Origin of the sequence: Caproicibacter fermentans (assembly GCF_014303955.1) — a bacterium.
Lineage (GTDB): Bacteria > Bacillota > Clostridia > Oscillospirales > Acutalibacteraceae > Caproicibacter > Caproicibacter fermentans.
This window is the reverse complement of record NZ_CP060286.1, coordinates 2,556,379-2,581,630: the sequence shown is the minus strand read 5'-3', so window position 1 is coordinate 2,581,630 and position 25,252 is coordinate 2,556,379. Positions and strand designations below refer to the sequence as shown.

General features: G+C 57.2%; 24 protein-coding genes. 5 read left to right on the top strand and 19 right to left on the bottom strand.

Annotated elements, in window-relative coordinates:
• Window positions 1–14 precede the first annotated feature (14 nt).
• The 10 genes from HCR03_RS12780 to lepA form a co-directional block, all read right to left on the bottom strand.
• Window positions 15–977: a P1 family peptidase gene (locus HCR03_RS12780; protein ID WP_156991034.1), complete on the bottom strand. Its 963-nt coding sequence runs from the start codon at window positions 975–977 to the stop codon at window positions 15–17.
• Window positions 974–1,528 carry a phosphopantothenoylcysteine decarboxylase gene (locus HCR03_RS12775; RefSeq protein ID WP_187034530.1) on the bottom strand — a complete coding sequence of 185 codons (555 nt, stop codon included), beginning with the start codon at window positions 1,526–1,528 and terminating at the stop codon, window positions 974–976. The genes HCR03_RS12780 and HCR03_RS12775 overlap by 4 nt, the downstream gene beginning before the upstream one ends.
• Complete coding sequence (locus HCR03_RS12770) at window positions 1,525–2,325, bottom strand: phosphopantothenoylcysteine decarboxylase domain-containing protein (RefSeq protein WP_187034528.1); 801 nt, start codon at window positions 2,323–2,325, stop codon at window positions 1,525–1,527. The genes HCR03_RS12775 and HCR03_RS12770 overlap by 4 nt, the downstream gene beginning before the upstream one ends.
• A 138-nt stretch (window positions 2,326–2,463) precedes the next feature.
• Complete coding sequence (locus HCR03_RS12765; RefSeq protein WP_187034526.1) at window positions 2,464–3,450, bottom strand: C39 family peptidase; 987 nt, start codon at window positions 3,448–3,450, stop codon at window positions 2,464–2,466.
• 254 nt (window positions 3,451–3,704) lie between these two features.
• On the bottom strand, window positions 3,705–4,865 hold the full coding sequence (dnaJ, locus tag HCR03_RS12760; protein WP_187034524.1) for a molecular chaperone DnaJ: 1,161 nt from the start codon (window positions 4,863–4,865) through the stop codon (window positions 3,705–3,707).
• Window positions 4,866–4,991: 126 nt separating this feature from the next.
• Complete coding sequence (gene dnaK / locus HCR03_RS12755; protein WP_066646865.1) at window positions 4,992–6,851, bottom strand: molecular chaperone DnaK; 1,860 nt, start codon at window positions 6,849–6,851, stop codon at window positions 4,992–4,994.
• Window positions 6,852–6,911: 60 nt separating this feature from the next.
• Entirely contained in the window at window positions 6,912–7,502 is a 591-nt protein-coding gene (grpE, locus tag HCR03_RS12750) for a nucleotide exchange factor GrpE (protein WP_066646867.1), read from the bottom strand.
• A gap of 17 nt (window positions 7,503–7,519) precedes the next feature.
• The gene (gene hrcA / locus HCR03_RS12745; protein WP_066646869.1) at window positions 7,520–8,551 is read right to left on the bottom strand and encodes a heat-inducible transcriptional repressor HrcA; all 1,032 of its coding nucleotides are present in this window, start codon (window positions 8,549–8,551) and stop codon (window positions 7,520–7,522) included.
• 758 nt (window positions 8,552–9,309) lie between these two features.
• Window positions 9,310–10,416: a radical SAM family heme chaperone HemW gene (gene hemW, locus HCR03_RS12740; RefSeq protein WP_187034522.1), complete on the bottom strand. Its 1,107-nt coding sequence runs from the start codon at window positions 10,414–10,416 to the stop codon at window positions 9,310–9,312.
• A 165-nt stretch (window positions 10,417–10,581) separates the two neighbouring features.
• On the bottom strand, window positions 10,582–12,390 hold the full coding sequence (lepA, locus tag HCR03_RS12735) for a translation elongation factor 4 (RefSeq protein ID WP_066646873.1): 1,809 nt from the start codon (window positions 12,388–12,390) through the stop codon (window positions 10,582–10,584).
• Between the two features lie 698 nt (window positions 12,391–13,088).
• On the opposite strand from lepA, the gene HCR03_RS12730 reads away from it, so the two are divergent.
• Both HCR03_RS12730 and HCR03_RS12725 read left to right on the top strand, forming a co-directional pair.
• A complete protein-coding gene (locus tag HCR03_RS12730; RefSeq protein WP_066646876.1) occupies window positions 13,089–13,529 on the top strand; it encodes a MarR family winged helix-turn-helix transcriptional regulator in 441 nt (146 codons plus the stop codon).
• Window positions 13,530–13,603: 74 nt separating this feature from the next.
• Window positions 13,604–14,824: an MFS transporter gene (locus tag HCR03_RS12725; protein ID WP_187034520.1), complete on the top strand. Its 1,221-nt coding sequence runs from the start codon at window positions 13,604–13,606 to the stop codon at window positions 14,822–14,824.
• 55 nt (window positions 14,825–14,879) lie between these two features.
• On the opposite strand, the gene HCR03_RS12720 is transcribed toward HCR03_RS12725, so the two are convergent.
• The 5 genes from HCR03_RS12720 to gpr all read right to left on the bottom strand — a co-directional run bounded on the left by HCR03_RS12720 (window position 14,880) and on the right by gpr (window position 19,377).
• On the bottom strand, window positions 14,880–15,650 hold the full coding sequence (locus tag HCR03_RS12720; RefSeq protein ID WP_187034518.1) for a methyltransferase domain-containing protein: 771 nt from the start codon (window positions 15,648–15,650) through the stop codon (window positions 14,880–14,882).
• Window positions 15,651–15,741: 91 nt separating this feature from the next.
• A complete protein-coding gene (locus HCR03_RS12715) occupies window positions 15,742–16,368 on the bottom strand; it encodes a hypothetical protein (protein WP_066646884.1) in 627 nt (208 codons plus the stop codon).
• A 37-nt stretch (window positions 16,369–16,405) separates the two neighbouring features.
• The gene (locus HCR03_RS12710) at window positions 16,406–16,615 is read right to left on the bottom strand and encodes a hypothetical protein (RefSeq protein WP_187034516.1); all 210 of its coding nucleotides are present in this window, start codon (window positions 16,613–16,615) and stop codon (window positions 16,406–16,408) included.
• Between the two features lie 664 nt (window positions 16,616–17,279).
• The gene (gene spoIIP / locus HCR03_RS12705; protein WP_228724962.1) at window positions 17,280–18,350 is read right to left on the bottom strand and encodes a stage II sporulation protein P; all 1,071 of its coding nucleotides are present in this window, start codon (window positions 18,348–18,350) and stop codon (window positions 17,280–17,282) included.
• A 214-nt stretch (window positions 18,351–18,564) separates the two neighbouring features.
• Window positions 18,565–19,377 carry a GPR endopeptidase gene (gene gpr, locus HCR03_RS12700; protein ID WP_187034514.1) on the bottom strand — a complete coding sequence of 271 codons (813 nt, stop codon included), beginning with the start codon at window positions 19,375–19,377 and terminating at the stop codon, window positions 18,565–18,567.
• Window positions 19,378–19,469: 92 nt separating this feature from the next.
• Between gpr and rpsT the strand changes: the two genes are divergently transcribed.
• Together rpsT and HCR03_RS12690 are read left to right on the top strand one after the other, a co-directional pair.
• Window positions 19,470–19,733, top strand: coding sequence for a 30S ribosomal protein S20 (gene rpsT / locus HCR03_RS12695; RefSeq protein ID WP_066646890.1), 264 nt, complete (start codon window positions 19,470–19,472; stop codon window positions 19,731–19,733).
• 155 nt (window positions 19,734–19,888) lie between these two features.
• Window positions 19,889–20,041, top strand: a complete 153-nt coding sequence (locus HCR03_RS12690) for a hypothetical protein (RefSeq protein ID WP_156991025.1) — start codon at window positions 19,889–19,891, stop codon at window positions 20,039–20,041.
• A 256-nt stretch (window positions 20,042–20,297) separates the two neighbouring features.
• Here HCR03_RS12690 and spoVAE read toward each other — a convergent pair whose 3' ends face one another.
• The gene (gene spoVAE, locus HCR03_RS12685) at window positions 20,298–20,654 is read right to left on the bottom strand and encodes a stage V sporulation protein AE (protein WP_066646893.1); all 357 of its coding nucleotides are present in this window, start codon (window positions 20,652–20,654) and stop codon (window positions 20,298–20,300) included.
• Window positions 20,655–20,717: 63 nt separating this feature from the next.
• Between spoVAE and HCR03_RS12680 the strand changes: the two genes are divergently transcribed.
• Window positions 20,718–21,509 (top strand): HAD-IIB family hydrolase, encoded by a 792-nt coding sequence (locus HCR03_RS12680; protein ID WP_187034512.1) that lies wholly within the window; start codon window positions 20,718–20,720, stop codon window positions 21,507–21,509.
• 207 nt (window positions 21,510–21,716) lie between these two features.
• Here the strand turns inward: HCR03_RS12680 and HCR03_RS12675 are convergent, their stop codons facing one another.
• The 3 genes from HCR03_RS12675 to HCR03_RS12665 all read right to left on the bottom strand — a co-directional run bounded on the left by HCR03_RS12675 (window position 21,717) and on the right by HCR03_RS12665 (window position 25,141).
• Entirely contained in the window at window positions 21,717–22,490 is a 774-nt protein-coding gene (locus HCR03_RS12675) for an SDR family NAD(P)-dependent oxidoreductase (protein ID WP_066646907.1), read from the bottom strand.
• Between the two features lie 107 nt (window positions 22,491–22,597).
• A complete protein-coding gene (gene asnB / locus HCR03_RS12670) occupies window positions 22,598–24,463 on the bottom strand; it encodes an asparagine synthase (glutamine-hydrolyzing) (protein ID WP_066646911.1) in 1,866 nt (621 codons plus the stop codon).
• A gap of 24 nt (window positions 24,464–24,487) precedes the next feature.
• Window positions 24,488–25,141, bottom strand: coding sequence for a CpXC domain-containing protein (locus HCR03_RS12665; protein ID WP_187034510.1), 654 nt, complete (start codon window positions 25,139–25,141; stop codon window positions 24,488–24,490).
• Window positions 25,142–25,252 lie beyond the last annotated feature (111 nt).

The following is a 25,252-nucleotide window of genomic DNA, read 5'->3' as shown; positions in this document are numbered from 1 at the left end:
GCCCGAACCTCCGGTCACTTGATCAAATCGCGGTACGCGGGATAGCCGCCCAGCGATTCCGCGCTTTTTACCGCGCGCAGGATGGCGTTTTCAACCGCGCGGACCGCCAAAATGCCGGCCGCGTTGGGGTCGGCCTTTACCCGGCCGGTCGCCATCGTGAAGATTGTGTCTCCGTCGAAAGTCGTGTGCGCGGGCCGGACGGTTCGGGCAATCCCGTTCTGTGAAACGGACGCAAGCTTGTTTGCCTGGGCTTTCGTGAAGTCCGCGTTGGTGGCAACGACGCCGATCACGGTGTTTCCGCTGAAAATGTCGGTGTCGTCCCGATAATTTTCGAGCATCAGCGCTTCGCTGTCTCCGACCGTCCGGTCGTCGTTCAGTACGCCCGCTATGAGTCCGTTCTCCCGCTCGTCGAAAATGTCGCCCACGCAGTTTACCGCCATGACGGCGCCGACCTTCAGGTCCCCCGCCTGAAGGCAGAACGAGCCGATTCCCCCCTTCATCGCGTGGCCGGGGCCCCGGACCTTCCCGATCGTCGCCCCCGTGCCGGCGCCGACGCTGCCGACGGGAACCGGCCCCGCGGAAGCGTTTCGGCAAGCCTCGTATCCCATTTTTTTGTCCGGCCTTACCCCGGAATCCCCGCATTTTAAATCAAAAAGAATCGCGCCGCAGACGATGGGGATTTTCGCAACCTTCACATCCCGGCCGACCCCGCGTTCCTCCAGATATTGCATCACGCCGGCGGCCGCGTCCAGCCCGAACGCGCTGCCGCCCGCAAGCAGAACGGCGTGAATCGCGGCCCTCAGGTTCACCGGATTCAGCGCGTCCGTTTCCCTTGTTCCGGGGGACCCGCCGCGCACGTCGACCCCGGCGACGGCCCCTTCCTCGCAGAGCACCACCGTACACCCCGTCGCGGCCTTAAAATCCTGCGCGTGCCCGACTTTCATTCCTTCGATTTCGCAGAACTCCGCCTGTTTCATGAAATCCCCCCATCCTCCCGAAGGAATTCCTTCACTTTCTTCACGATCGTGCCGACGTCGGCCAAAGCCCCCCTGCCGACCTCGCCGCACGCGAGAACGGCTTCTTTCGGCGGGATGATTTCAAAGCCGTGCCGGCGAAGCTTTTCAAGGTTTTCCTGAACAATCGGGTTTTCGTACATCCTGGTGTTCATTGCGGGCGCAACGCAGCGCGGAATTCCCCGGACCGCCAGCACCGCGGCGGTCAGCATGTCGTCCGCGAGCCCGTTTGCCATTTTCCCGATCACGTCCGCGGAAGCCGGCGCCACAAGCAGCAGGTCGGCTTTTTTCGCAAGCGAAATATGCTTGATCTCACTTGGGTCCTCTTCCTGAAACACATCCGTGTAAACCCTGTTTTTCGAAAGGGCCTGAAGCGTCAGCGGCGTAATGAACGCCGACGCACCCTTTGTCATAATCACGTCGACCCGGTATCCCTGCCCGGTCAGGATACTCGCGAGATCGGCCCCCTTATACGCGGCGATGCTTCCCGTCACGCCCAAAAGAATGTTTTTCACTGTCTTTCCCTCTTCTCCAACAAGCTCAGCACCCTGCCCGCGATGCCCGCCGAAATCTCCGCTTTCGTTTCATAGCGCTCAAAGCTTCCGTCCGGGGAGAGCAGATATCCCACGTGCCGGTCGCCGCTGATTTCGGTCTGGTCGTTGGCGAGCACCAGATCGCAGGAATTCTTTTTCATTACCTCATGTCCGGCGTTGAGCAGCGTCTGTCGGTCGACGCCCTTCAGCAGCTTGAATCCGACCAGAACGGCCGAAGGACGCAGGGCCTTGACCAGCCCGATCAGCTTCGGCGTCCGCCTCATCATCAGCAGCATATGATCCAGCTCGGAGCTTACCTTCCGGCTCCGGTCCAGCAGCCGGTCGTTCCGATTGATGCATTCGAGCAGAAATTCAGCCAGCGCCCGCGTGCTCCGGAATTCCTGCCGGTCAGCGGAAGACAGCCTGTCCGCGAGAAACCCTGCCAAATTTTCCGCCGTCGTCACGCGGTCGACCGCGTAGTCGCTGACCGCCATGGAATGGATGACGGCGCCGATGTTTTCCCGCGTCAGCAGCCTTTCCAAAACGGTATTCGCCTCCTCCGCGCCCTGCACGGGGATCACTTCCGCATCGGCCCTCGGAACGGCGGAGCCCGGCGCGCAGACATAATAGATTTTTTCAATGCGGTCCCCGCCCCGGCGGACCAGTTCTTCCGCCGTCAGGCTGCCGAGTCTGCCGGTGCCCGAATTTGTGATTTTACGGACCCCGTCGATTTTCTCGGATATCCCGCCGGCGGTAATGATGATTTTCATGGTTTTCATCCGCTTTCCATCCCTTTTTCCTTATTTTAGCACGGGAAAGCCGGAATGCAAAGCTTCAAATGAAAAAGGCCGGAAGACGGATGCAGCTCTCTTCCGGCGTGAAATAATTCTGTTTTGATCGGCACCGTTCGCGAAAAATCAGCGCGGAGCCGAAAACGCCCACAAATTGCGAATCTGAGGTTTCAGCGTGTCATAACTCCAGGTTTCTTCGCTCCGCTTCCTGCTGTTCGGGTCGTGTACGGTAAATTTTCCGCTTTGAACCCCACAAAGCACAATGAAATGCCCCTGCGTGGTGAAATCCCCCGGTCCCATGCAGCAGATAATCGGCCTTCCCTGCGACAGTTCTTCCGTGATCCTGCTTTCGCTCAGCGGAATTTCCCGGGAGCTCAGCCCCAGATTTTCCGCCCCGTCCGACATCAGAGTCCAGAGCGTGCTGTTGCTTTTCCGGTCCAGATAACCGTTTTTCGCGCTGTAATCGGCGATTGCTTTCGGATTTTTCGACGTGTCGCCCGTCAGGTTGACGGCAACCATGGAAAGGCAGGTCGGGCCGCAGCCGTCCAGCGCGATGATTCCGTCGCCGTAAGGCGCATACCCCCATTGTTCATCCCACTGGATGAACAGAGGGACTTGTCCCTTTTCAAATTGCTTTGAAAGATCGATGTTCTTAGAATAGGTTCCCTTCTTTTTCGGGTAATCCAGCGTAAAATCCAGCAATTCGGAATTTCTCCCCAGGGATTCCAGCAGGCGCTGCGGGTACTGTCCCGGGTTTTGCACAATGGGCAGCGCCTTCGGGTCCGCTTCTGCCATAGCCTCCAAAGCTTCCGCCGTGTCGGCGGACACCGTACCGCTTTTCAGCCCGTCATCGGCGGTCGCGCTGTCGCCGTGCTGTTCGTAGATTCCGGACGCCGGAGCCGTCAGGCTCCGAATCCCCTGTTTGAAAAAGGGGAGCTTCCAGACGCACACCGCCGCAAGCACAATCAGAATCAGCCACCGCAGCGGATGACGCCTTTTCCTCCGCCTTCTTTTTCTGCGGGGTTTCTCGTCATACCCGTTATCGAATTCATATTCATATTCGTCGTCATACCCGTAGCTGTCGTTTGCATCGCCATATTGATAGGTTTTCACGATGTTAATCCTCCTCGCGGAACAGCGGAAATTTCACGAAAGTTGTCCCCTTTTCTATACGCACGAAGTTTTGCAATTCTATCGGCGTTCTGTTTCACGTCGCTTCTATTCAAGGAGTCCTGCCCTGTCCGTATTAATTGTATTATTTATTATAGTGCAGTTTTCCGATCCCGTCAACAATACCTGCGGCAAACAAAAAGAGAGTCCCCGTAAACAGGGCTCTCTGCTTTTTGAAAAAATGCAGGTTCAGTCTGCTACTCGCCAAACATATCTTTGATTTTATCAAAGAAAGTTTTGCGCTTTTGGTAATTTTTGTCATCCGCTCCGGAATCGAACTCCGTCAGAAGATCCTTCTGTCTCTGCGACAGGTTCTTCGGCACCTCGATCGTCATGCGCACATACTGGTCGCCGCGCCCGCGCCCGCCCAGCTTGGGGATTCCCTTCCCCTTCAGCTTAAACACGTCTCCCGGCTGGGTTCCGGCATGAACCTGATATTCGACTTTTCCGTCGATCGTCGGCACAACGACCTCCGCGCCCAGAGCAGCCTGCGGAAAGGTGATCGGCATTTCACACCAGACGTCGTTTCCGCGGCGTTCAAAGATCGGGTGGGGCCGCACGCTGACATAAACGTGCAGGTCCCCGCTCGGCCCGCCGTTGACCCCCGCGTTGCCTCGGCCGCCCACATTGAGGACCTGCTCGTTGTCGATGCCCGCCGGGATGCTGATTTCAATCGTTTTTTCCCGCTTCACGCGGCCGGAGCCATTGCAGGTGCGGCAAGGGTCGTCAATTACCTTGCCGGTCCCGCCGCAGCGGTCGCAGGTGCGCGCCGTCTGCACCACGCCGAACGGCGTGCGCTGGCTGACGCGCACCTGGCCGCTGCCGCCGCACTGCGGGCAGGTCTTCGGTTCGGTGCCGTTTTTAGCACCTGTTCCGTGACAGTCCGGGCAGGCGTCCACTTTCTGATAATTGACGGTTTTTTTGCAGCCTTTCGCGGCCTCTTCAAAGCTGATGCTCACCGTGGCTTCGCTGTCGCCGCCGCGGCGCGGAGTATTCGGGTTGGCCCTGCGCCCGCCGCCGAACCCGAAACCGCCGAAATCAAAGCCGTCGAACACGCTGTTGAAAATATCGTCTATATTGATTCCGCCGGTGAACGGGCTGCCGCCCGCCGCCCCGCCGCCGAAGCTGGGGTCCACCCCCGCCTGGCCGAACTGGTCGTAGCGGGCCTTTTTATCCTTGTCGGACAGCACCTCGTAAGCCTCGTTGACCTCCTTGAACTTTGCCTCGGCTTCCTTGTCGCCGGGGTTCAGGTCCGGGTGGTACTTTTTCGCGAGTTTGCGGTACGCCTGTTTGATTTCGGCATCCGTGGCGTTTTTGGGGACGCCCATCACCTCATAATAATCCCTTTTTTCAGCCAAACTGAATCACTCCCGAGAATACGCGTTGAGGGCAGCCGAATAGGGCTGCCCTGACCCGCAGTTTATGTCAACGCCGCGCGCCGCCGGTTTTCTCTTTCTTGCGGCGGCCTGCGGTCGGATTTGAAATTATTTCTGATCCTTGTCATCGACATCCCTGTATTCCGCGTTGTAAACATTGCCGCCGTCTCCGCCCTGCGGCGCGGCGCCGCCGTCCTGCGTGGGCGGGACCGGGCCGCCGGCACTCTGCTGGGGCGCGGCGTTCTTGTAAAGCTTCTCGCTTGCCGCGTACATGGCCTTTTGCAGCTCTTCGCTCTTTTCTTTGATGCCGTCGGCGTTGTTCGCGGAAATTTCGCTGCGCAGCGCCGCCACTTTTGCGTTCAGATCGTCTTGATCGGACTGCGGGATCTTGTCTCCGCCGTCCTTAATCAGCTTTTCAACGGAATAGCAAAGGTTTTCGGCCTCGTTCTTCCGGTCGATTTCCTCGCGGCGCTTTTTATCCTCCGCTTCGAATTTTTCAGCGTCCTTCACTGCCTTGTCGATATCGTCCTTGCTCATGTTGGAGCTGGAGGTAATTGTGATCTTCTGTTCTTTCCCGGTTCCCATATCCTTTGCGGAAACGTTCACGATGCCGTTGGCGTCGATGTCGAACGTAACCTCGATCTGGGGAATTCCGCGCGGAGCCGGCGCGATGCCGTCCAGACGGAACAGGCCGAGCTGCTTGTTGTCGCGGGCAAATTCGCGCTCGCCCTGCAGCACGTTGACTTCCACCTGGGTCTGACCGTCCGCCGCCGTGGAGAAGATCTGGCTCTTTTTGGTCGGGATGGTGGTGTTGCGCTCGATGATTTTTGTCATCACGCCGCCCATGGTTTCAACGCCGAGCGAAAGCGGGGTGACGTCGAGCAGCAGAAGACCTTCGACCTCGCCGCCCAGAACTCCGGCCTGCAGCGAAGCGCCGATCGCGACGCATTCATCCGGGTTGATACCCTTGAACGGATCCTTTCCGGAGAGCTGTTTGACCTTATCCTGTACGGAGAGCATGCGGGTGGAACCGCCGACCAGCAGAACCTTTGAAATCTCGTTCCATGAAAGGGACGCGTCGGACAGAGCCTGTTTCACCGGGCCGACGGTCTTTTCCACCAGGTCGGCGGTCAGCTCGTCGTATTTCGCGCGGGTCAGGGTCATGTCGAGGTGCTTCGGGCCGTTCGCGTCCGCCGTGATGAACGGCAGGTTGATATTGGTGGAGGTCACGCCGGAAAGCTCGATCTTCGCCTTTTCCGCCGCGTCCTTGAGGCGCTGCATGGTTGCCTTGTCGCCGGAAAGATCGATTCCCGTCTCCTTTTTGAATTCGGAAACCATCCAGTCCATGACGCGCTTGTCGAAGTCGTCGCCGCCCAGACGGTTGTTGCCCGCCGTGGCGAGGACCTCCTGCACGCCGTCGCCCATTTCGATGATGGAAACGTCGAATGTGCCGCCGCCGAGGTCATAAACCATGATTTTCTGTTCCTTATCCTTGTCGATGCCATAGGACAGCGCCGCCGCCGTCGGCTCGTTGATGATGCGCTTGACGTCGAGCCCCGCGATTTTGCCGGCGTCCTTGGTCGCCTGGCGCTGGGCGTCGGTGAAATAGGCCGGAACGGTTATAACCGCCGAATGAACCGCCTCGCCGAGGTACGCTTCCGCGTCCCCCTTCAGCTTTTGCAGAATCATGGCCGAAATCTCCTGCGGGGTGTAGTTCTTGTCATCTATCTTAACTTTATAATCGCTGCCCATTTCCCTTTTAATCGAGCTGATGGTACGGTCCGGGTTGGTGATGGCCTGGCGCTTCGCCAGCTGGCCCACAATGCGCTCGCCCGTCTTTTTAAACGCAACCACGGACGGAGTTGTTCGTTCGCCCTCCGCGTTCGGGATTACTACGGGTTTGCCGCCTTCGATCACCGCGACGCAGGAATTGGTGGTGCCAAGGTCAATGCCTATGGTTTTTGACATATTGATTTACCTCCAATACGTTTGATCAATTTTAATTTATACTCTATATGAAGAAAAAGGTTAGTTGGCTACCTGCACCATCGCATGCCGGATCACCCGGTCGCCAATCTTATACCCCTTTTGGAACACCTTGACTACGGTATTGTCTCCGCTTTCCCCGTCTTCCACATGGGAAATCGCGTTGTGCAGCTCCGGGTCGAAAGGATCGCCCTGCGCTCCCATTTCTTCCACGCCGAGTTTTTCAAGAGCCGACTTCATCTGCCTCTGCACCAGCTCGACGCCCTTGCGCATGTCTTCCGCGGTGCAGTCGGGCTGCTCCAGCGCGCGTTCCAGGCTGTCAGCCACCGTCAGAATTTCCAGTACGGCCGCCGCCGTGGCCTCGCTGTAAAGGGAGGCCTTTTCCCGCGCCGTGCGCTTGCGGAAATTATCGTATTCCGCCGCGGTTCTCAACAGAAGATCCTTCTGCTTTTCCAGCTCCCGGCTTGTTTCCTCCAGCTTTTTTTGCAGCTCCTCGCCGGGCTTCGGCGTTTCACTTTCGATTTTCTCGGCCTGGCCGCCCTGCTCCTGTGTCTGCGGGGACGATTCCCCGGCGGTCTTTGGATCCTTCTCCTCGGCTTCGGCTGTCTGCCGCTGACTTTCTTTTTTCTCCAAAACTGGCGCCCCTTTCTTTATTCCAAATCCATCAGTTCCGTCAGCATCCTGCCGACCGAACCGGAAAGGTATTCAACACTTGAGATAATTCTGCCGTAATTCATCCGCATCGGCCCGATAATGGCAATGGCGCCCGCGTCCCTGCCGCCCACATTGTAGCGGGAGACGATCACGCTCGAGTCGCTCAGCTCCGGGCGGCGGCTCTCCTGCCCGATGATGACCCTCACGTCGTCCTTCTGCTTTGAAAGAAGCCGGCACAGGTCCGCCGGGCGGGACAGGAAGTCCATAATGCGCCGAATTTCCTCCTGGCCGAATTCCGGGTAAAACAGCAGATTGATTTCGCCGTTCAGGCAAACCTCCGACTGCATGGATTCCTGCGCCGCGTCCGCGACCGCCATTAAAGCGGAGCTGATCATCATCGCCATGTCGCCCATGGAAGCCGCCAGCGACTGGATATATGCCGGCGTCACGCTGGAAACCGGAACGCCGATCAGCTTTTCGTTCAGCATACGGAAGAAGACCCGCAGAATTTCCGGCGTGATGTCGAAGTCGCAGTGGAACACGCGGCTTTTCATCGTCCCGGCGGAGGTCATCAGGATCACCATCGCCGTGCGGCGGCTGGTCTGCACCAGCTGCACCGCGCGGATGACGGCGGATTCGCCGCTCGGCGTTGTGGAAACCGCCGCGAATTTCGTCATGGACGCGAGGATTTTCGCGACGCCGTCCAGCAGCTTTTCCGGGTCGTAGGCGCTCGGCAGAATCAGGCTGTCGATATATCTCTTTTCGTCGCCCGTGATTCCGGGCCGCTTCATCAGCCGGTCGATATACACCCGGTAGCCCTTTTCGGTCGGAATGCGTCCCGCGGAGGTATGGGGCTGTTCCAGAAGCCCCATTTCGCTTAAATTGCTCATCTCATTGCGAACCGTCGCGGAAGAAACGTTAAAGTCAAGGGTTTCGCACAGCGATTTGGAACCGACGGGTTCGCCGGTCGCGATATACAGTTCAATCACAGCCGCCAGTATTTTCTGCTGTCTCTGTGTCAGTTCCATCCCTTTCCCCCCGTTTCTCAAGGCGTTTAGCACTCGGTGCGTCAGAGTGCTAACTCTATGTAATAGAGTACCATTAGTTTACCCCGTTGTCAATATGTTAATTGTAAACTAATTATGAAATCAGGCCGTTTTCCGGGCGTGCGCGGCATTAATCAGTTTGCGTTCGCTTCCCTGCAATATTCTTTTTCCATTTAAAAAATTTGTTCTTTTTTAAAAATAAATTCCGCTTTTCTTCCCGCGCGGGCGTCGCCATCGACCCGCTCAAAAAGGTTCAGCCTGTAAAAAATGGTTGAATTTTGAAAGCAACCGGCTTATACTGTAAGAGTAGGCACAATAAAAAGTGCAAAGCAGGGACAGGGCGCGCCAACACCCCGCCCCCTGCATACGGAGAACACCCCCTCCATACACAGCGGAAACCCGCGCATTGCTGGAAATATTATACTCCTTCCGTCTCTTCTTGTACAGGGGAGCGGGGGAAAGGTTCCTGCTTTTCACGCGCGCCGGTGTATGGAATGGAACATTCCGGGCCGGCGCTTTTTTGTGCCCGCACGTGCCGGGGGGATGCCTTACGACCGTTTGACGGTCGAAGGCTCCGCCAAGCGTCGACGGCGCCCATTCTCTTTCCAAATGGGTTTGAGTGCAAAGCAAGCGTGAAAAGAAGTAGCAGCCAGACCGACCAAAGACAGCCCAGCCGTTACAGAGATGGGCCAGCCGAGAGAAGGCCGTCCGGGAATGATTCCCGGACGGCCTTCTCTCGTTTAAACAGATAAAATTTCCACCGTCAGCGGATTGGAAAGCAGAAACCCCCTCGGCGTAAAATGAAATCCGCTCTCGCCGCAAACGGTCAGTCCTCCGGGCTGAAATCGCCGGGCGGCGTCCTTCATCCGGTGCGGAACCGAAAATCCGAAGCGCTCCATGCACCGCTCGTCGGTCAGGCCCTCCGTCAGGCGCAGGGCCAGCATGGCGAATTCCTCAAACTCGCCGCCGTCCCCCTGCGGCTCCGCCGGTTCGCCCCGCAGAAACGCGCCGATGCTCCTCGGAACCGAGAACCTTTTTCCGTCCAGAAACGAATGCGCGGCGGGGCCGAGTCCCAGATATTCCTCGCAGTGCCAGTATTTCAGATTATGGCGGCTTTTCATTCCGTTCTTCGCAAAATTTGAAATTTCATATTGGCGGTACCCGTGCCGTTCCAATATTTCACACGCTGAAAGATAGAGCTCGGCTGTCGCATCTTCATCCGGAAGCTTCAAATTTTCTTTGTCTTTATAGTAAGCCGTTCCCGGCTCGATTTTCAATAGATACGCCGAAACGTGCCGCGCCCCCGCGCGGGCGCAGAACTCCACCGACCGGCGCAGGCTTTCTTCCGTCTGCCCCTGTACCGCGAGCATCAGGTCAAGCGAGATGTTCTCTAATCCGGCTTCCCGCGCATCCGCGGTACAGCGGGCTGCCTGCTCCGCCGTGTGCCGACGCCCCAACAGCCTAAGCTCCCCGTCATCCGCCGACTGGAGCCCCAGCGACAGGCGGTTCACGCCCGCCGCACGGATTTCCCTGAAAAAGCCGGAGAGCTCTTCTCCCGGATTCGCTTCCACGGTGATTTCCGCGCGCTCCAGCCCAAACCCTGCACGCGCGGCTTCCACGATCCGGATGATCCGCTTCGCGCCGAGCAGGCTCGGCGTTCCGCCGCCGAAATACAGCGTGTCCGCTGTTCGGCCAGTTCGCTCCGATTCGTATTTTATATTATCAATGATACAATCTGTATATTCATCCATTCGTACTCCGGTTCCCCGGATCGAATAAAAATCGCAGTAAGGGCATTTCCCGTCGCAGAACGGGACGTGAACGTATAATCCGATCGGTTTTTGCATGTTTACCCTTTCTCAGGAAACGGGCAGCTGGTGCACAGGCGCGGCACGCCGCGGGAGATTCTCTAAACACTCCCGCCAAACTCTGCTCACGGTTAGCTCCGCGCTATACGGCGGGGCGATGGTGCAGCGGCACGCTGCCGGGGCGTTGATGCAGCGGCACGCTGCCTATTCGTCCAGCTTGAGGACGCTCATAAACGCTTCCTGCGGCACCTCGACCGTGCCGAGCTGGCGCATGCGTTTCTTTCCTTCCTTCTGTTTTTCCAGAAGTTTCTTCTTCCGCGAGATGTCGCCGCCGTAGCACTTGGCCAGAACGTCCTTGCGCAGCGCCTTGACCGTTTCGCGCGCGATGATCCTGCCGCCGATGCACGCCTGGATCGGCACCTCGAACATTTGGCGCGGAATTTTATCCTTGAGCTTTTCCGCCATTTTGCGCGCGCGGGTGTACGCCTTGTCCTCGTGAATAATAAACGAAAGCGCGTCGACGGTTTCGCCGTTGAGCATGATATCCAGCTTGACCAACCTGCTCTTCCGATATCCCTTTACCTCGTAATCGAACGACGCGTACCCGCGGGTGCGGCTCTTCAGCGCGTCGAAAAAGTCGTAGATGATCTCGTTGAGCGGCAGCTCGTAGTGGATATCCACGCGGTCCGCGTCCACATACTTCATGTCGATGAAGACGCCGCGGCGCTCCTGGCACAAATCCATGATATTCCCGACGTATTCCTTCGGCGTGTAGATATGCGCGTTGGTAATCGGCTCCTGCGCTTCCGCAATCAGCGCGGGGTCCGGATAATTGGTCGGATTGTCGATCGAGATCATTTCGCCTCCGGTTTTCACAATATGGTAAACGACGCTCGGCGCGGTGGTGATCAAATCCAGATCATACTCGCGCTCGAGCCGCTCCTGAATGATTTCCATATGCAAAAGGCCCAGAAATCCGCAGCGGAACCCGAAGCCCAGCGCGGCGGAGGTTTCCGGCTCAAACGAGAGCGCCGCGTCGTTCAGCCGCAGCTTTTCCAGCGCGTCGCGCAGATCCGGATACTTCGCGCCGTCGGCGGGGTACACGCCGCAGAACACCATCGGCTGCACCGGATGATAACCGGGCAGCGGTTCCTTTGCGGGCCGGTCGGCCAGCGTGACGGTGTCGCCGACGCGCGCTTCGCGCACCGCTTTAATCGAAGCGGAAATGACCCCGACCTCCCCGGCTTTCAGGCAGTCGCTCGATTCGAATTTTGTGGCGCGCATATAGCCGCAGTCCACAACGGTGAATTCGCTGCCGACCGACATCATCCGGATCACGTCGCCCGGTTTCACCTGCCCGTCCTTGATCCGCACATGCACAACCACGCCCTTGTACGGGTCGTAGTAGGAATCGAAGATCAGCGCGCGCAGCGGGGCGTTCTCGTCGCCGCCGGGCGGCGGCACGTTTTTGACGATCTGTTCCATGACCGCCTGAATATTCGTGCCCATCTTCGCGGAGATGCACGGCGCTTCATCGGCGGGAATGCCGATCACGTCCTCAATTTCTTTCCGGACTTCTTCCGGTCGCGCGGAGGGCAGGTCGATCTTGTTGATAACCGGGATGATTTCCAGCCCCGCGTCCACCGCAAGGTAGGTGTTCGCCAGCGTCTGCGCCTCGATGCCCTGCGAAGCGTCGACGACCAGCACGGCCCCCTCGCACGCGGCAAGCGAACGGGAAACCTCATAGTTGAAATCGACGTGGCCGGGCGTGTCGATCAGGTTAAAAACATAGTCCTGCCCATCCTCCGCGTTGTAAACAAGCGTGACGGCGTGAGCCTTAATCGTAATGCCGCGCTCGCGTTCCAGATCCATATCGTCAAGAATCTGGTCCTCCATCTCGCGCAGCGCCACGGATTGTGTCTGCTCGAGGATGCGGTCGGCCAGGGTGCTTTTGCCGTGGTCGATATGAGCGATAATGCAGAAATTTCGAATTCTGTCGCGTGGAATTGCCAATCCAATCACCGTTCCTGACTTTTCTGTCGTATCTTTTTCCCGAACCCGGGGCCGCTCTGCCTTCTGATACGAATCTGTATCGTATTATATCATAGGAAAGCCGAAAAGAAAACAACAGCGCCGGTGCGTTTTCCCACCGTACGCTGTTTTTGCCGAAAGCACCCCGGCCCCTGAAATGCCGAGCGTATACTTGTCGTTTTTTCACCTTTCTTATCATCCATTTATAAATCAGGAATGGGGCTGTTGCAAAATGAATTTGCGATAGCAAGCTGTACAAACAGACAGCCCTGAAAGCAAAAAAATGCGTCTTGAAACGGCTTTAGAAACCCCGTCAAAGCGCATTTTTTGTGCATTCTTTTACGGTGAGGCTGTTTTGCAACAGCTCCATTCCACTTTAGCTTCTGGCAGGAGAGAATTTTAATTTTGTAGATATCCTTTGATTTGCTTCAGCGATATTTTTATCAGGAGGACAAATAAAAGCCGCTATGCCCCAAAGTCTCTTCATACTTTTAGCATCCTTTCCTGTTTCGCAGAATTTTCAAGTATTCGCCAAAGAATATTCTGCAATGGCAACGCCCTCTATCTTTATCTTCTAATTCTAAGATCGGTCATTCTTCTTAGAAATTAATATGAAAAGAAACGCAAAATTACAAAAAAATATTGTTGACAGAATTGTATAGATACTATACAATTATGCTATGAAGACGGAACGCGAGACAATCGCAAAACAGCTTTTGAACCTGATGACGGAGTTTAACGAGCGGGACGCGCAGTCGCGCCGGTTCGGCACGGATACCCTGCTATACCATTCGGAAATCCACCTGCTCGCGTTTCTCAAAGACCACCCCGACTTTCACCCGGCGGAAATCGCGCGGTCGCTGAGCCTGACGCGCGGGGCGGTTTCTCAAACGCTGGCGCGGCTGGAAGCCAAGGGGTTTATCCGGAAACGGCAGGACCCGGAGTGCTGCCGCTGCGTGCTGCTCTCCCTGACGGAGAAGGGCCTTACCGCGTGCGGGAATCATGAAGAGCAGCATCGGCGGTACGAGCAGCTGATCGCCGGTATTCTGGAAAACGAGGATGAACCGCGGCTGGATTTTCTGCAGGGGTTTCTGGAACAGCTGCGAAAAAATCTTCTTTGAGCCGCGCTTTCATCGCCGGATCGGAATAGATCCGTATTTATGTTTAGTATCTATACAAAAGGAGTCATCACAAAATGGAGAATCAACCGGGGTCCGGCGAAAAGGAACTGAAAGCGACCAGGCCGCTGCTGTTTCTGCTGGCCGCGGCCTGCGCCGCGACCGTCGCCAACCTGTATTACATTCAGCCGCTGCTTTCTCAAGTGGCGGCTGACTTCGGCATCCCTGACGCGAAAGCGGGCATTGCCGCGACGGCCACACAGCTCGGCTACGCGCTGGGGCTGTTCTTTTTTGTCCCGCTGGGCGACCGGACCGAACAGCGGGGCCTGATTGTAAAGATGACCGTTTTATCCGGCCTGTTCCTGCTGGCGGTCGGATTTTCCCCCAACCTGCCGGTGCTTCTCGTTGTCTGCTGCGCTCTCGGCGCTGCAACCGTCGTGCCGCAGCTGATCGTTCCGCTGACCGCCCACATTTCCGCGCCTCAGGACCGCGGCGGGAACATCGGCACCGTGATGAGCGGGCTGCTGATCGGGATTTTGCTCTCCCGCACGCTCAGCGGGTTTTTGGGGGAAGCGTTCGGGTGGCGGTTTGTATTCCGCCTGACCGCGGCGCTCATGCTGGGGCTGGCGATTCTGCTCCGCGCCCTGCTGCCCGTCTCGCCCGCCCGGACGCGGGAGCCTTACCGAAAGCTGCTGGCCTCCCTTTGGCCTCTGGTCAAAACCCAGCCCGTGCTGCGGGAAGCCGCCGTGAACGGATTTCTGATGTTCGGGGCGTTCAGCGCGTTCTGGACCAGCCTGGTGTTTCTTCTCAGCACGCCCGTCTTCGGAATGGGCAGCCGCGAAGCCGGGCTGTTTGGTCTGGCCGGGGCCGGCGGCGCGCTGATCGCCCCCGCCGTCGGCCGGCTTGCCGACCGGAAAGGGGCGCGTTTTTCCGTCGGCATCGGCGTTCTGCTCTCTTTCTCCTCCTACCTGATTTTCCTTCTCGCCGGCAAAACGCTGGCCGGGCTGATTGCCGGCGTGATTCTGCTGGACCTCGGCAACCAGTCCGGTCAGGTCTCCAACCAGGCGAGGATTCAGGCGCTCTCCGATGAAATGAGAAGCCGGATCAACACGGTTTTCATGGTGTCCTTCTTTTTAGGCGGAGCCGCCGGGTCGTCCCTTTCCTCTCTCTTCTGGGGATGGATGGGCTGGAACGGCGTCTGTCTGGTCGGCGGCGGAATGATGACCCTCGCGCTGATCTTTCACTTTGTAATCTACCGTGTCAAAAGCAGCCCCCGCGCTCCGGAAAAGCAAGCATAAGAATCCCGGGGAAGGCGGCCGGTAAAATAACCCCCGCCGGCGAAAGCCGCGGGGGTTATTTTACCGCCAAAAAGAAGAAGCGCGGAAACCGGAAAATAATTTCTCCGTTTTTCTGTTCGGGATAGCTCGCCTCCAGGCGTTCGAAAACATCCCGTTCAAATTCCGCCCGTTCCGCTTCGGGCAGCGCCGCCAGATAGGGGCGCAGTCCCGTGCCGCGGTACCATTCCATAATATCCCGAAGGCTTTTCAGCCTGTGGAAATACGTTGTCTGCCACATTGTGAAATCGGACGACAACTCGCTGAGCAGATCGAAGTATTCCCCCTGCGTCAGGTTATGGAAGATTCGCGGATTCGGGAAACGGGACGTCCATTTTTCGCTCCCTACAACCTCGCCGATAATCCGATGGATCGGCTCCTCCTGATTCATCGGCGTCTGGACCGCCAGAACCCCTCCGGGCCGAAGCAGATTCATCATGCCGCGCAGCAGCTTTTGATGATTGGGGATCCACTGAATACAGGCGTTGGAGAACACGATGCCGAAATCTCCGCCCAGCGACGAAAGCTCCCTCCCCGCGTCGCACAGCCGGAACTCAAGGCCCGGAAGGTTCCGTTTCGCCGCCTCGATCATTTCCTGCGAACTGTCCGCGCCCAGAACCTCCGCGCCCGGAAAGCGCCGAAGCAGAACTTCGGTGCTGTTTCCGGGCCCGCAGCCGATGTCTGCGATTTTTCCCGGCGTTTCCACGCGGATCCGGTTTGCCAGATCGATTGCCGGCTGCGTCCGCTCCGCGCTGAATTTCAAATACTGTGAAGAATTCCAGTCCGTCATTTCGAATTCTCCTTTCGTCGGCTGTCAGCCGGAGCAAACGGTCCGGCTGATAACAAAAAAAGGGAAGACCTTCGTCTTCCCTGAACCGCTTTCAATATCGATTGATATGCCGGTAATATTTGTCGTTTAACAGTCTTTTTTTGCGGGAGCGCTTCGGTCTGCGGTAACGCTTGCGTCCCATTCCGCGCGGCGGGCGCCGGTTGCTGAACACAACAATCAGGACGACAAGAACGCCGAGCGCGATGCAGGCCCAGGACAGGATGCCGATCCAGTTCAGCCTGCGGGAAGATTCCGTGTTCGTCACGACCGAATTCAGCGGATCGTTTTCCGAAACGCTGCCCACGCTCGGCAGCGAAATTTCACTGGAAACCGGCAGACTGGAAATTCCGCCCAGCGCGTCTCCCGAATCCACGCCCGACGCAGGGCCGGACGACGCGCCGGAGGAGAAAGACGCGGAGGACGACGCCCGCTTCCCGGTTTGTTTCACGGGTTTCGAAGAAGAAGCCATCGAAGAGCCGGGCGCTTTTGACTCCGGCGCGGAGGGTTTGGAGGACGGAGGAGCCGCGCTGGAGGGCGGAACGGACTCCGCCTGCGAGGAATCCAGGTCCGGGAAATACGGCTCGCTCTGGCCCGACTGGGCAAACACGCTCAGCGAGCTCCAAAGGGTCAACATCGTCAATATGATAAAAATGGACAGTACTTTCTCCTGTCGGCTCATCAAAAGTCCTCCACTGATACATCACAATTAATTTGCTTTATACGGAAACATTATAGCATATCTGACCGTTAATGCAAGTAAGGTTCAGATTTTTGCCGGTAATTTGATAAATCAGGGTTTTATTGTCGCCGAATCCGATTCTGCGGCACTGCGTGTCCACCTCCGCCAAGCCCAGCAAAAGCCCGATTACGCAGAGCGTGCCAAGCATGGAAGCCATGAAAATCCTGAGATTGCGGTTATGCCTCATTCCTGCTTTTTCCTTTCGTCCTTTTTCATTCCTTACTCTTTCCGGCAAAACCCAAGGGAACCGGCCCAGTCTTTCACAGGGAGCCGCTTTTCTCTCTCCCGTCTGACAAAGCCGCGCTTTTGCGCCCGCGGCATGCAACCACCGGGAGATTCTTCCCTCTCTCCCGCCAAGCTCAGCGCCCGATTCACTCTGTGCGAAACGGCGGGGCGAGGATGCAGCGGTACGTTTTCGGGAGATTTTTTCCTCTCTCCCGCCAAATCCAGCGCCCAATCCGCTCTGCGCTAGACGGCGGGGCGTGGATGCAGCGGTACGTTTTCGGGAGATTTTTTCCTCTCTCCCGCCAAATCCAGCGCCCAATCCGCTCTGCGCTAGACGGCGGGGCGTGGATGCAGCGGTACGTTTTCGGGAGATTTTTTCCTCTCTCCCGCCAAGCTCAGCGCCCGATTCACTCTGTGCGAAACGGCGGGGCGAGGATGCAGCGGTACGTTTTCGGGAGATTCTTCCCTCTCTCCTGCCAAATCCAGCGCCCAATCCGCTCTGCGCTAGACGGCGGGGCGTGGATGCAGCGGTACGTTTTCGGGAGATTCTTCCCTCTCTCCCGCCAAGCTCAGCGCCCGATTCACTCCGTGCGAAACGGCGGGGCGAGGATGCAGCGGTACGCTGCCTAGGTCAGTTGGGACAAAGTCGCGGCAAGTGCTTTGCCAAACAGTTCTCCGCCGTAAACCGCTTCATCCAGCTTGTTCGCGTCCGTGCCGATTTCAACCAGCAGGGAGCCGTGGGTCACGTTTTCGTTGTACCGCCGCGCACAGAAATTCAGCGGGCGCGCCAGATTCGGATACAGATCCGCCATGGATTTCTGAAGCCTGACGGCAAGCCTCATATTGTACTCCCAGTCCGGGAAGCCAAGGTCGCCGGTGTCGTCGCAGCCGGAGATAATCATCACCTGCGCGGCTTTTTTCCCGTTCACAATCGCCGTCGGCTTTAAACGCGTCCCGTCGGAACGGGTCATCGCGTCGCGGTGAATATCCAGCGTCACCTGAATGCTCGGGTATTTTTTCAGGTCGTTCTCCATGGTGACGATCGACCGGCCGTAGGAACCGTTGTAGGCCGGATAATCGTGGTAGGTCGTGTCGTGAATCACGCCGATTCCCGCGTCCTCCAGCTGTTTCGCAATCGCGTCTCCCACGGCGCAGACGCTCAGCGATTTATCCGTCGACCTCGTCACTCCGTCAAAGGCTTCGGTCGTGTGCGTGTGGTAAATCAGCACCTGCGGCCCGGCGTTTTTCTTAATTTTAACGTCCGGCTGTTTTTTCAGTTCTTCGCCGATGTCGATCGAATGATGCTGATTCGAATTCTTCACATAAAAGTTTTCATATTTGCTGCCTCCGGTGTTGATGCACATCTCCTCAACGCCGCTTTCGACCGAATCCGTTCCTGACGGCGCGGCGCTTTCCTTTCCCGATGAAGAGGAGCCCGGGTACGAGGACGAAGGGACGGACGACGGCGGCGGGGTTGATTCTTTCGAGGAAGGCTCGGCGGAGGACGGGACGGTGTCGTCCGTTTCGTCCGCGCTCCGGTAGCCATCCGCCGCGCCGTAGGGCAGAATGAAACCCGCCGCCGCAACCGCCGTGTTTTGACCGAATCCGCTGGGAAGGCGCACGGCCACGCACGCGACCGCCAGGGCGGCCAGCAGCACCGACGCCATTCCCATTAATTTTTCTTTACCCTTTTTCATATTCGTCCTCCGCATGTTATCAATCATTTTTATGCGGCGAACGCCGGATTCAGACCTCCGCGCTGGACGGACGCAAAGCGTTTGCGCCGGCTGCGGGCAAGACGCTTTTTCCTCCGGTTTGCGTGCGGACTTCGGGAGCTGCCAACCTCTCTCCCGCCTAACAAAGGCGCGAAGCCGGGCAAAACGGCGGGGCTTGCATGCAGGCTCAGCCTGCCTAGGTCAGCTCTTCAAACTCCTCCACGCTCAGCGAAGGATTCACCGCGCGGTTGATTCCCATGGCGATCAGCCGCGCGCCCCGCTTGATGATCAGGTCGACTTCGCGCGGGGTCACCATCATGGACGCGCCGCGCGGGGCGATTTTGTCCTGCGGGCCCTCCCGGCCCAGCAGGTCCGCCGCGAGGGTCGCGGCGTCCACCACGGTCGGAATGCCCATGCTGACGACCGGGACGCCCAGCGTCTTCCTGTCGATGCGCGGGCGGGAGTTTCCGACCCCGGAGCCGGGCGAGATTCCGGCGGAGCTGAGCTGCACCGTGCACCCCAGGCGCGACGGGCTGCGCGCGGCAAGAGCGTCAACCGCGACGACCGCCGCAGGCTTGATTTCCCCGACGACGGCCCGCAGCACCTCAAACGCCTCCATGCCGGTACAGCCGAGCACCCCCGGGCTGATGACCGCGACCGGCCGCAGTCCTTCCAGCCCCGTGACGCGGGCCAGCTCGCCTTTAATATAGCGCGTTGCGAGCACCTCCTCCGCGACGAGCGGACCGAGCGCATCCGGCGTCACGCTGCGGTTGCCGAGCCCCGCCGCAAGGATCATCCCCTCCTTTGGCAGAAGCGCCTCCAGCTCGGAGGCAACCAGCTTCAGCAGCGAGTCGTTGGAATCGATGTGGTCGGAGATCGCCTGGACCTCCATCGTGACATAAGTGCCCCCGTTTTCGTCGATCCGGGTCAGGACGCAGCCGTCCTGTTCCGTTCTTACCTGTTTTGCGGGTTCTGTGGATTCCAGAGCAAGGTCTGTGCGGAAGTTCATTCCAATCTTCCCTTCTTTCAAAAAATTACTTGCTTTTTCTTTGTATCAATGATAAGATGAATTGTAAAACTATGCACAAAGGAGGTAGAACGATGCCAAATATCAAATCAGCCAAAAAGCGTGTGAGAGTCATCGCCACAAAAACTCTGATTAACAAGTCCGCGACCGCGGAACTGAAGACGGATATAAAGAAGGCCGTTCTCGCTGTGGAAAACGGCGACGCAAACAGTGCGGAAGCGGTGAAAGTCGCTGTGAAAAAGATCGACAAGGCCGTGGCCAAGGGAATTCTGCACAAAAACAGCGCGGCAAGGAAGAAATCGGCGCTTGCCGGCAAACTGAACGCGGCGAAGGCATAAGCCTTTCCCATCGCGTAAAGCAAAAGCAGAGCGGCATGCCCTGCTTTTTTATTATCCGTTCGTTTCCCTGCCGGACAAGTTGACATTTTCCCGGTTTTTGATTATCATGAATACGGACGGATTTGAAAGCCATCGTGCATACGGAGGTGCTCGTTTTGAAGAATACAGGAAAGCTGAATCTGCTGCTTACCATTTTGTCCTCGATCGCCGCAATGGTCGCCGTGGCGGTTGCCGTCGTTCTTTTTTTCGAAAAGAAAAAGAAAGACGAGGAAGAGCTTGAGCATTATCTTGACTGTTCCATCCAGTAAGAATCCGGTGCGGCACTGCGTTCATGCGGACAGGTTTTAGAGGCCTGTCCGTTTTGCGTTTTACGGCCGCCTGCCGGCCTGCTGCATCCGCGCCCGCCTTTTTCTTTTCCGTTGTGCATATCGTTTGACAAGGCGGTACACATATTTTGCCGTTTGCCAAAGAACGGTAAACAAAAAGCTTCCGCTGACGACCCGGAAAATCCTCCACGCAAGGCTCGCGTAGCGGTACCCCGCCTTCGCGTACTGGAACGCGGGGCTAGCTTTTATCCCCCGATTTTGAAAACAAAGCGGCCAGATAGCCGAAGAACACCGCGGCCGCGATTCCGGCCGCCCCCGCCGTCACTCCGCCGGAGAACGCGCCCAACAGGCCGTGTTCCCTGACGGCTTCCAGCGTGCCTTTCGCCATCAGATACCCAAAGCCTGTCAGTGGAACACTCGCCCCGCAGCCGGCGAAATCCACCAGAGGCTCATAGACGCCCAGCGCGCCCAGCACGACGCCCGCGGTCACGAACGTGACCAGAATCCTCGCCGGCGTCATTTTGGTAAAATCAATCAGAATCTGCCCCACGACGCAAATCGCGCCGCCGATGAGAAACGCCCAAACAAAATCCATTGAAAAACACCTCGGGTCTAGTTTCGCCCGCGGCGCGGATTGTATACATATCAGGAGGAAAAAATGAACAAAAAAACCGTGTTTTTCGATATTGACGGCACTCTGCTCGGAGACAGAAACGGCCGGCGTTTTCAGGTTCCGGAAAGCGCCCTGCGCGCCCTGGACGCGCTTCGTAAAAACGGTCACCGCATCGCGATTTGCTCCGGCCGGCAGGAGGCGTTTATCCACAAATTTTTCCCCGGTCTGTTTCAAAGCTATGTCGCGCAAAACGGAGCGCATGTGGTCTTTGACGGCGAAACCGTAGTGGACCGTCTGCTGCCGACCGAGCGAATCCGCGGCCTGATCTCCCATTTTGACTCGTTCGGGTGCAGCTACGTTTTCGTCGGCAAGCACCACGGCTGGGCGCGCAATGTGCCGGACAGGTTTTTCAGCCAGATGGAAGAGATTTACGGCCTGCCCGATTTTTTGGTTGCGGACTGGGAACCCGAGCAGGTGGAATCGGGTATGATGGACTTCATCTTTGAAACGGACGAGGACTTTGAACGGTGCGCCGGCGCGTTCACCGGCGGCATGATCGTCAACCGGCACCCGGGCGGGCTGACCAGCGACATGAGCTTTCCGGAATGGGACAAAGCGAAGGGGATCGAAGCGTTTCTTTCCCACACCGGCATTCCGAAAGAGGATACGGTCGCGTTCGGGGACGGCTACAACGACATCACGATGATGGGCGCGGTCGGCTGTGCCGTCGCGATGGGCAACGCCGTCGACGAGGTCAAGGAAAAGGCCGATTATGTAACCTCCCCGATTTTTGAGGACGGAATCGAGCGGGGTTTAAAACATCTGGAGCTGATTTAGCCTTTCCCCGGTCCCTCATTATCAAAGCGATTCCGCGGACTCTTCCCTCGCCATGCGCGCCGATCCCACCGGCGTGCCAATGGATCAGGAAGGTCTTGCAGCGCTTTGTAAAAAGGTCTTTCCAGAAAAACAGCGCGGACTTTCCGCAAAACCGGCAAACAAAAACGACGGCTTCTCGAAGCCGTCGTTTTTGTTTTTGCGCATTCATTATGTGATGGAAAATCCGCCGTCCACCACGATAAACTGGCCCGTTGTGTAGCTGCACGCATCGGAGGAAAAGAACAGCACCGGCCCGTTCAGCTCGCCCCTTGCTCCCGGCCGGGAAGCCGGGCAGAGGGAATTGTACATGTTCATGAACGCCTCGTGCTTAAACAGCGTGTTTTCGGTCATTTCGGACTCGAACAGCCCGGGCCCGAGCGCGTTGACCGTGATTCCGTCCCTGGCGTAGCTTGCCGCCATTCCTTTGGTCAGGCCGAGCACCGCGGCTTTCGAGGTGTTGTAAACATGGCGGACCAGCGCGTCCGCCTTATCCGCGAGAATCGCGTTGACGGAGGCGATATTGACGATTCTGCCGTATTTGCGCTCCCTCATGCCGGGAACCACATATTTGCACATCAGATAGATGCCCTTCACATTGACATCCATGGAGCGGTCCCACTGGTCTTCGGTCAGCGTTTCGACGGACCCGCCCTGCGCGATTCCCGCGTCGTTCAAAAGAATATCGATTTTCCCGAACGCGCCGAGCACCTGCTCCACGGCGGCCCTGACGCTGTCTTCTTTGGAAACGTCGCACGGCACCGCGAGCGCCTTCCGGCCCGTTGCCTCGATTTCCTTCACCACGGCGTCCAGCTTTTCCTTGCGCCGGGCCAGCAGCGCGACATCGGCGCCCTGCGCGGCGTAAGCTCTCGCCGCGTCGGCCCCCAGCCCGCTGGAAGCCCCCGTGACGACGGCGATCTTCCCGGTCAGATCGAATAAATTCATGAAAATCCCTCTCTTTCTAATATATAATAACAATTCTTGTTTTATTATATCCCGCCCCGATGAAAAAAACAAGACTCTCCGGAAGTTCCGAAGAGTCCAAAATCGATCTATTTTACGACCGGCAGCTCGCCCGGCTCATGGGACGCTCCGTTAAAATAAATATCGTACCAGACAAGAAAGATAAAAACCGTCCAGATTTTGCGGCTGTTGTCGCACTTGCCCTGCATGTGGCTGTCAAGCAGGCCGGTCAGAAAGTCGGTATTGAAAAACTTCCCCGCCGTTTCGGAGGTAAATGCCTGCCGCACGATCCCGCCGTACTTTTCCTCCCGCAGCCAAACGCGGATCGGCACCGGGAAGCCGAGCTTTTTCTTTTGGGCGGTCGCTTCCGGCAGATGGCGCAGCGCTGCTTTGCGCAGAGCGTATTTGGTATTCTGCGGGTTAACCTTCAGCCTGCGCGGAACGCGGGAGGCGACGGCGAAGACCTTGCGGTCCAGAAACGGCACGCGCAGCTCAAGGGAGTTCGCCATGCTCATGCGGTCGGCCTTTAACAGGATGTCCCCGACCATCCAGACGTTGATGTCCAGATACTGCATCTTCGTCACATCATCCTTGCCCTGCACCCGGTCGTACCACGGGCGGGTCAGCTTCTGCGGGCGGGTCGCGGGAATTCCGTCTTTCAGCAGCCGGCGCTTTTCCGCCATGGTGAACAGGCTGTTGTTGCCGATAAAGGTTTCCTCTGTGGTTTTAGAGCCGCGGATCAGAAAATTCTTTCCCTTAAAAGAAAACGGCAGCTTTTGTACAAAGGAGGCGAGCGCCTTCCTCAGCCCGAGCGGCAAACGGCGGTAAGCCGCCAGATCGTCCGGCTCGTGGTAGATGTTGTAGCCGCCGAACAGCTCGTCCGAGCCTTCGCCCGAAAGAACCACTTTGACGTATTCGCTCGCGATTTTCGACACAAAATAAAGCGCGATGCAGGAAGCGTCCGCCAAAGGCTGATCCATATGGTACATGACCTTGCGGATGTTTCCCCAGTATTCGTCCGGAGAAATCGTTTTAAAATGATGCTCGACTCCGATTTGGGAGGAAAGATCCTTCGCGTAGCCGATTTCGTTGTATTTTTCGTCCTCGCCGAAGCCGACCGTAAACGTTTTCTGGCCGGTGAAATACGTCGCGACATAGCTGGAATCCACGCCGCTGGAAAGAAAACACCCGACCTCCACGTCGCTGATGCGGTGCGCCGCGACGGAATCCTCGAAAACCTTGTCGATTTCGTCGACGGCCTGCTCCTCCGTCATGGTTTCGTCCGGTTCGAATTTCGGTTCCCAATAGCGCTTGATTTCCACTTCGCCGTTGCGGTACCAAAGGTAGTGGGCCGGCATCAGGCAAGAGACGTTTTCAAAAAACGTCTCCGGCGGAACCGGATACTCAAAGCTGATGTAATTGTTCAGGGCATTCAAATTCAGTTTTTTCTCAAATCCCGGAAATTCCAGAATGCTTTTGATTTCGGAGCCGTAGACGAAGCTGCCGCCGACCTGCGTGTAGTGCATCGGCTTTATTCCGAAGAAGTCCCGCGCCAAAAACAGGCTTTTCTCGTTTTTATTCCAAATGGCAAACGCAAACATGCCGCGCAGCTTGTTCAGCAGGTCCTCGCGCCATTCCTCAAACCCGTGCAGCAAAACCTCGCTGTCGGTTTTTGTGTAGAACCGGTGGCCTTTCGCAATCAGAATTTCGCGGAGCTGCTGATAGTTGTAAATTTCGCCGTTGAACATGAGCACCATCGATTTGTCTTCGTTGTAAATCGGCTGGCTGCCCTGGTCCAGGTCAATAATGCTCAGCCGACGGAATCCCATCGAAATATCGGCGTCGGAGTAGATTCCGCTGGAATCGGGCCCCCGGTGCGTAATCACATCCGTCATGTTTTTAATGACCGCGTCGCGGTCGATTACTTCGCCTGTAAATCCGCATAATCCGCACATGTTTTCCCTTTACGCCCCAATCCGTCAGTCTTCGCTTTCGCGGTACTCGTCCAAAATTTTCTGCGCCGTAATCCCGTCAACCGGGAAAAAGCCCCCGTCGCCGAAAGGACCGGCGCCCTCCACAATTTCCAGAGATTTACGGTACGCGTCCATTCTGGTGTTCCTTCGAACGGGCTCTGTTTCCCCCTCAAACAAAAAAGAAAAACCGATTTCATTTTCCGTTTCGTCCGCGTAACAGAAATAACCGGCCGCCGTTTTTTTTCCGTGCTTTTTATTCAGAACGCCCGCAAGAGCGAATTTCACCAGTTCCACCGCGCGGTCGTCCAGCCCCGCTTCAAAAATCAGGATCTTTTCCTTTAACGACTCCGGCGTGGTGACCAGCCGTTTGGCAACGCCCTTCAGCTGGGGAAATTCCGACTCCATCGGAACCGCCTCGCAGCCGTCTCCGGTCGGCGAAAGGTACACCATGAATTTCCGCTCCGGATCGTGGTACAGGAAGGGATATAAAAAACGGGCCGCGTAGCCGCATTCGGGGCAGCTCCAGTCAAACATGGTCTCGTCCAGTACGCGCGCCTTCAGTTCCGGGCTCCGGACGGCATCGACCCCCGGCCACAGCTCCGTTTTGACAGCCGCGCCGCACCGCGGGCAGCTGATCTCTTCGGTTATTTGCGTCGACATTCCCGCTATCTCCTTATTCTTTGCGTATTTTGTTATTATATCACACTAACATAAAAAATGGAATACATGAAATAATACTGTTGCAGGAGCGTCTTTTGAGGTATAATAGGG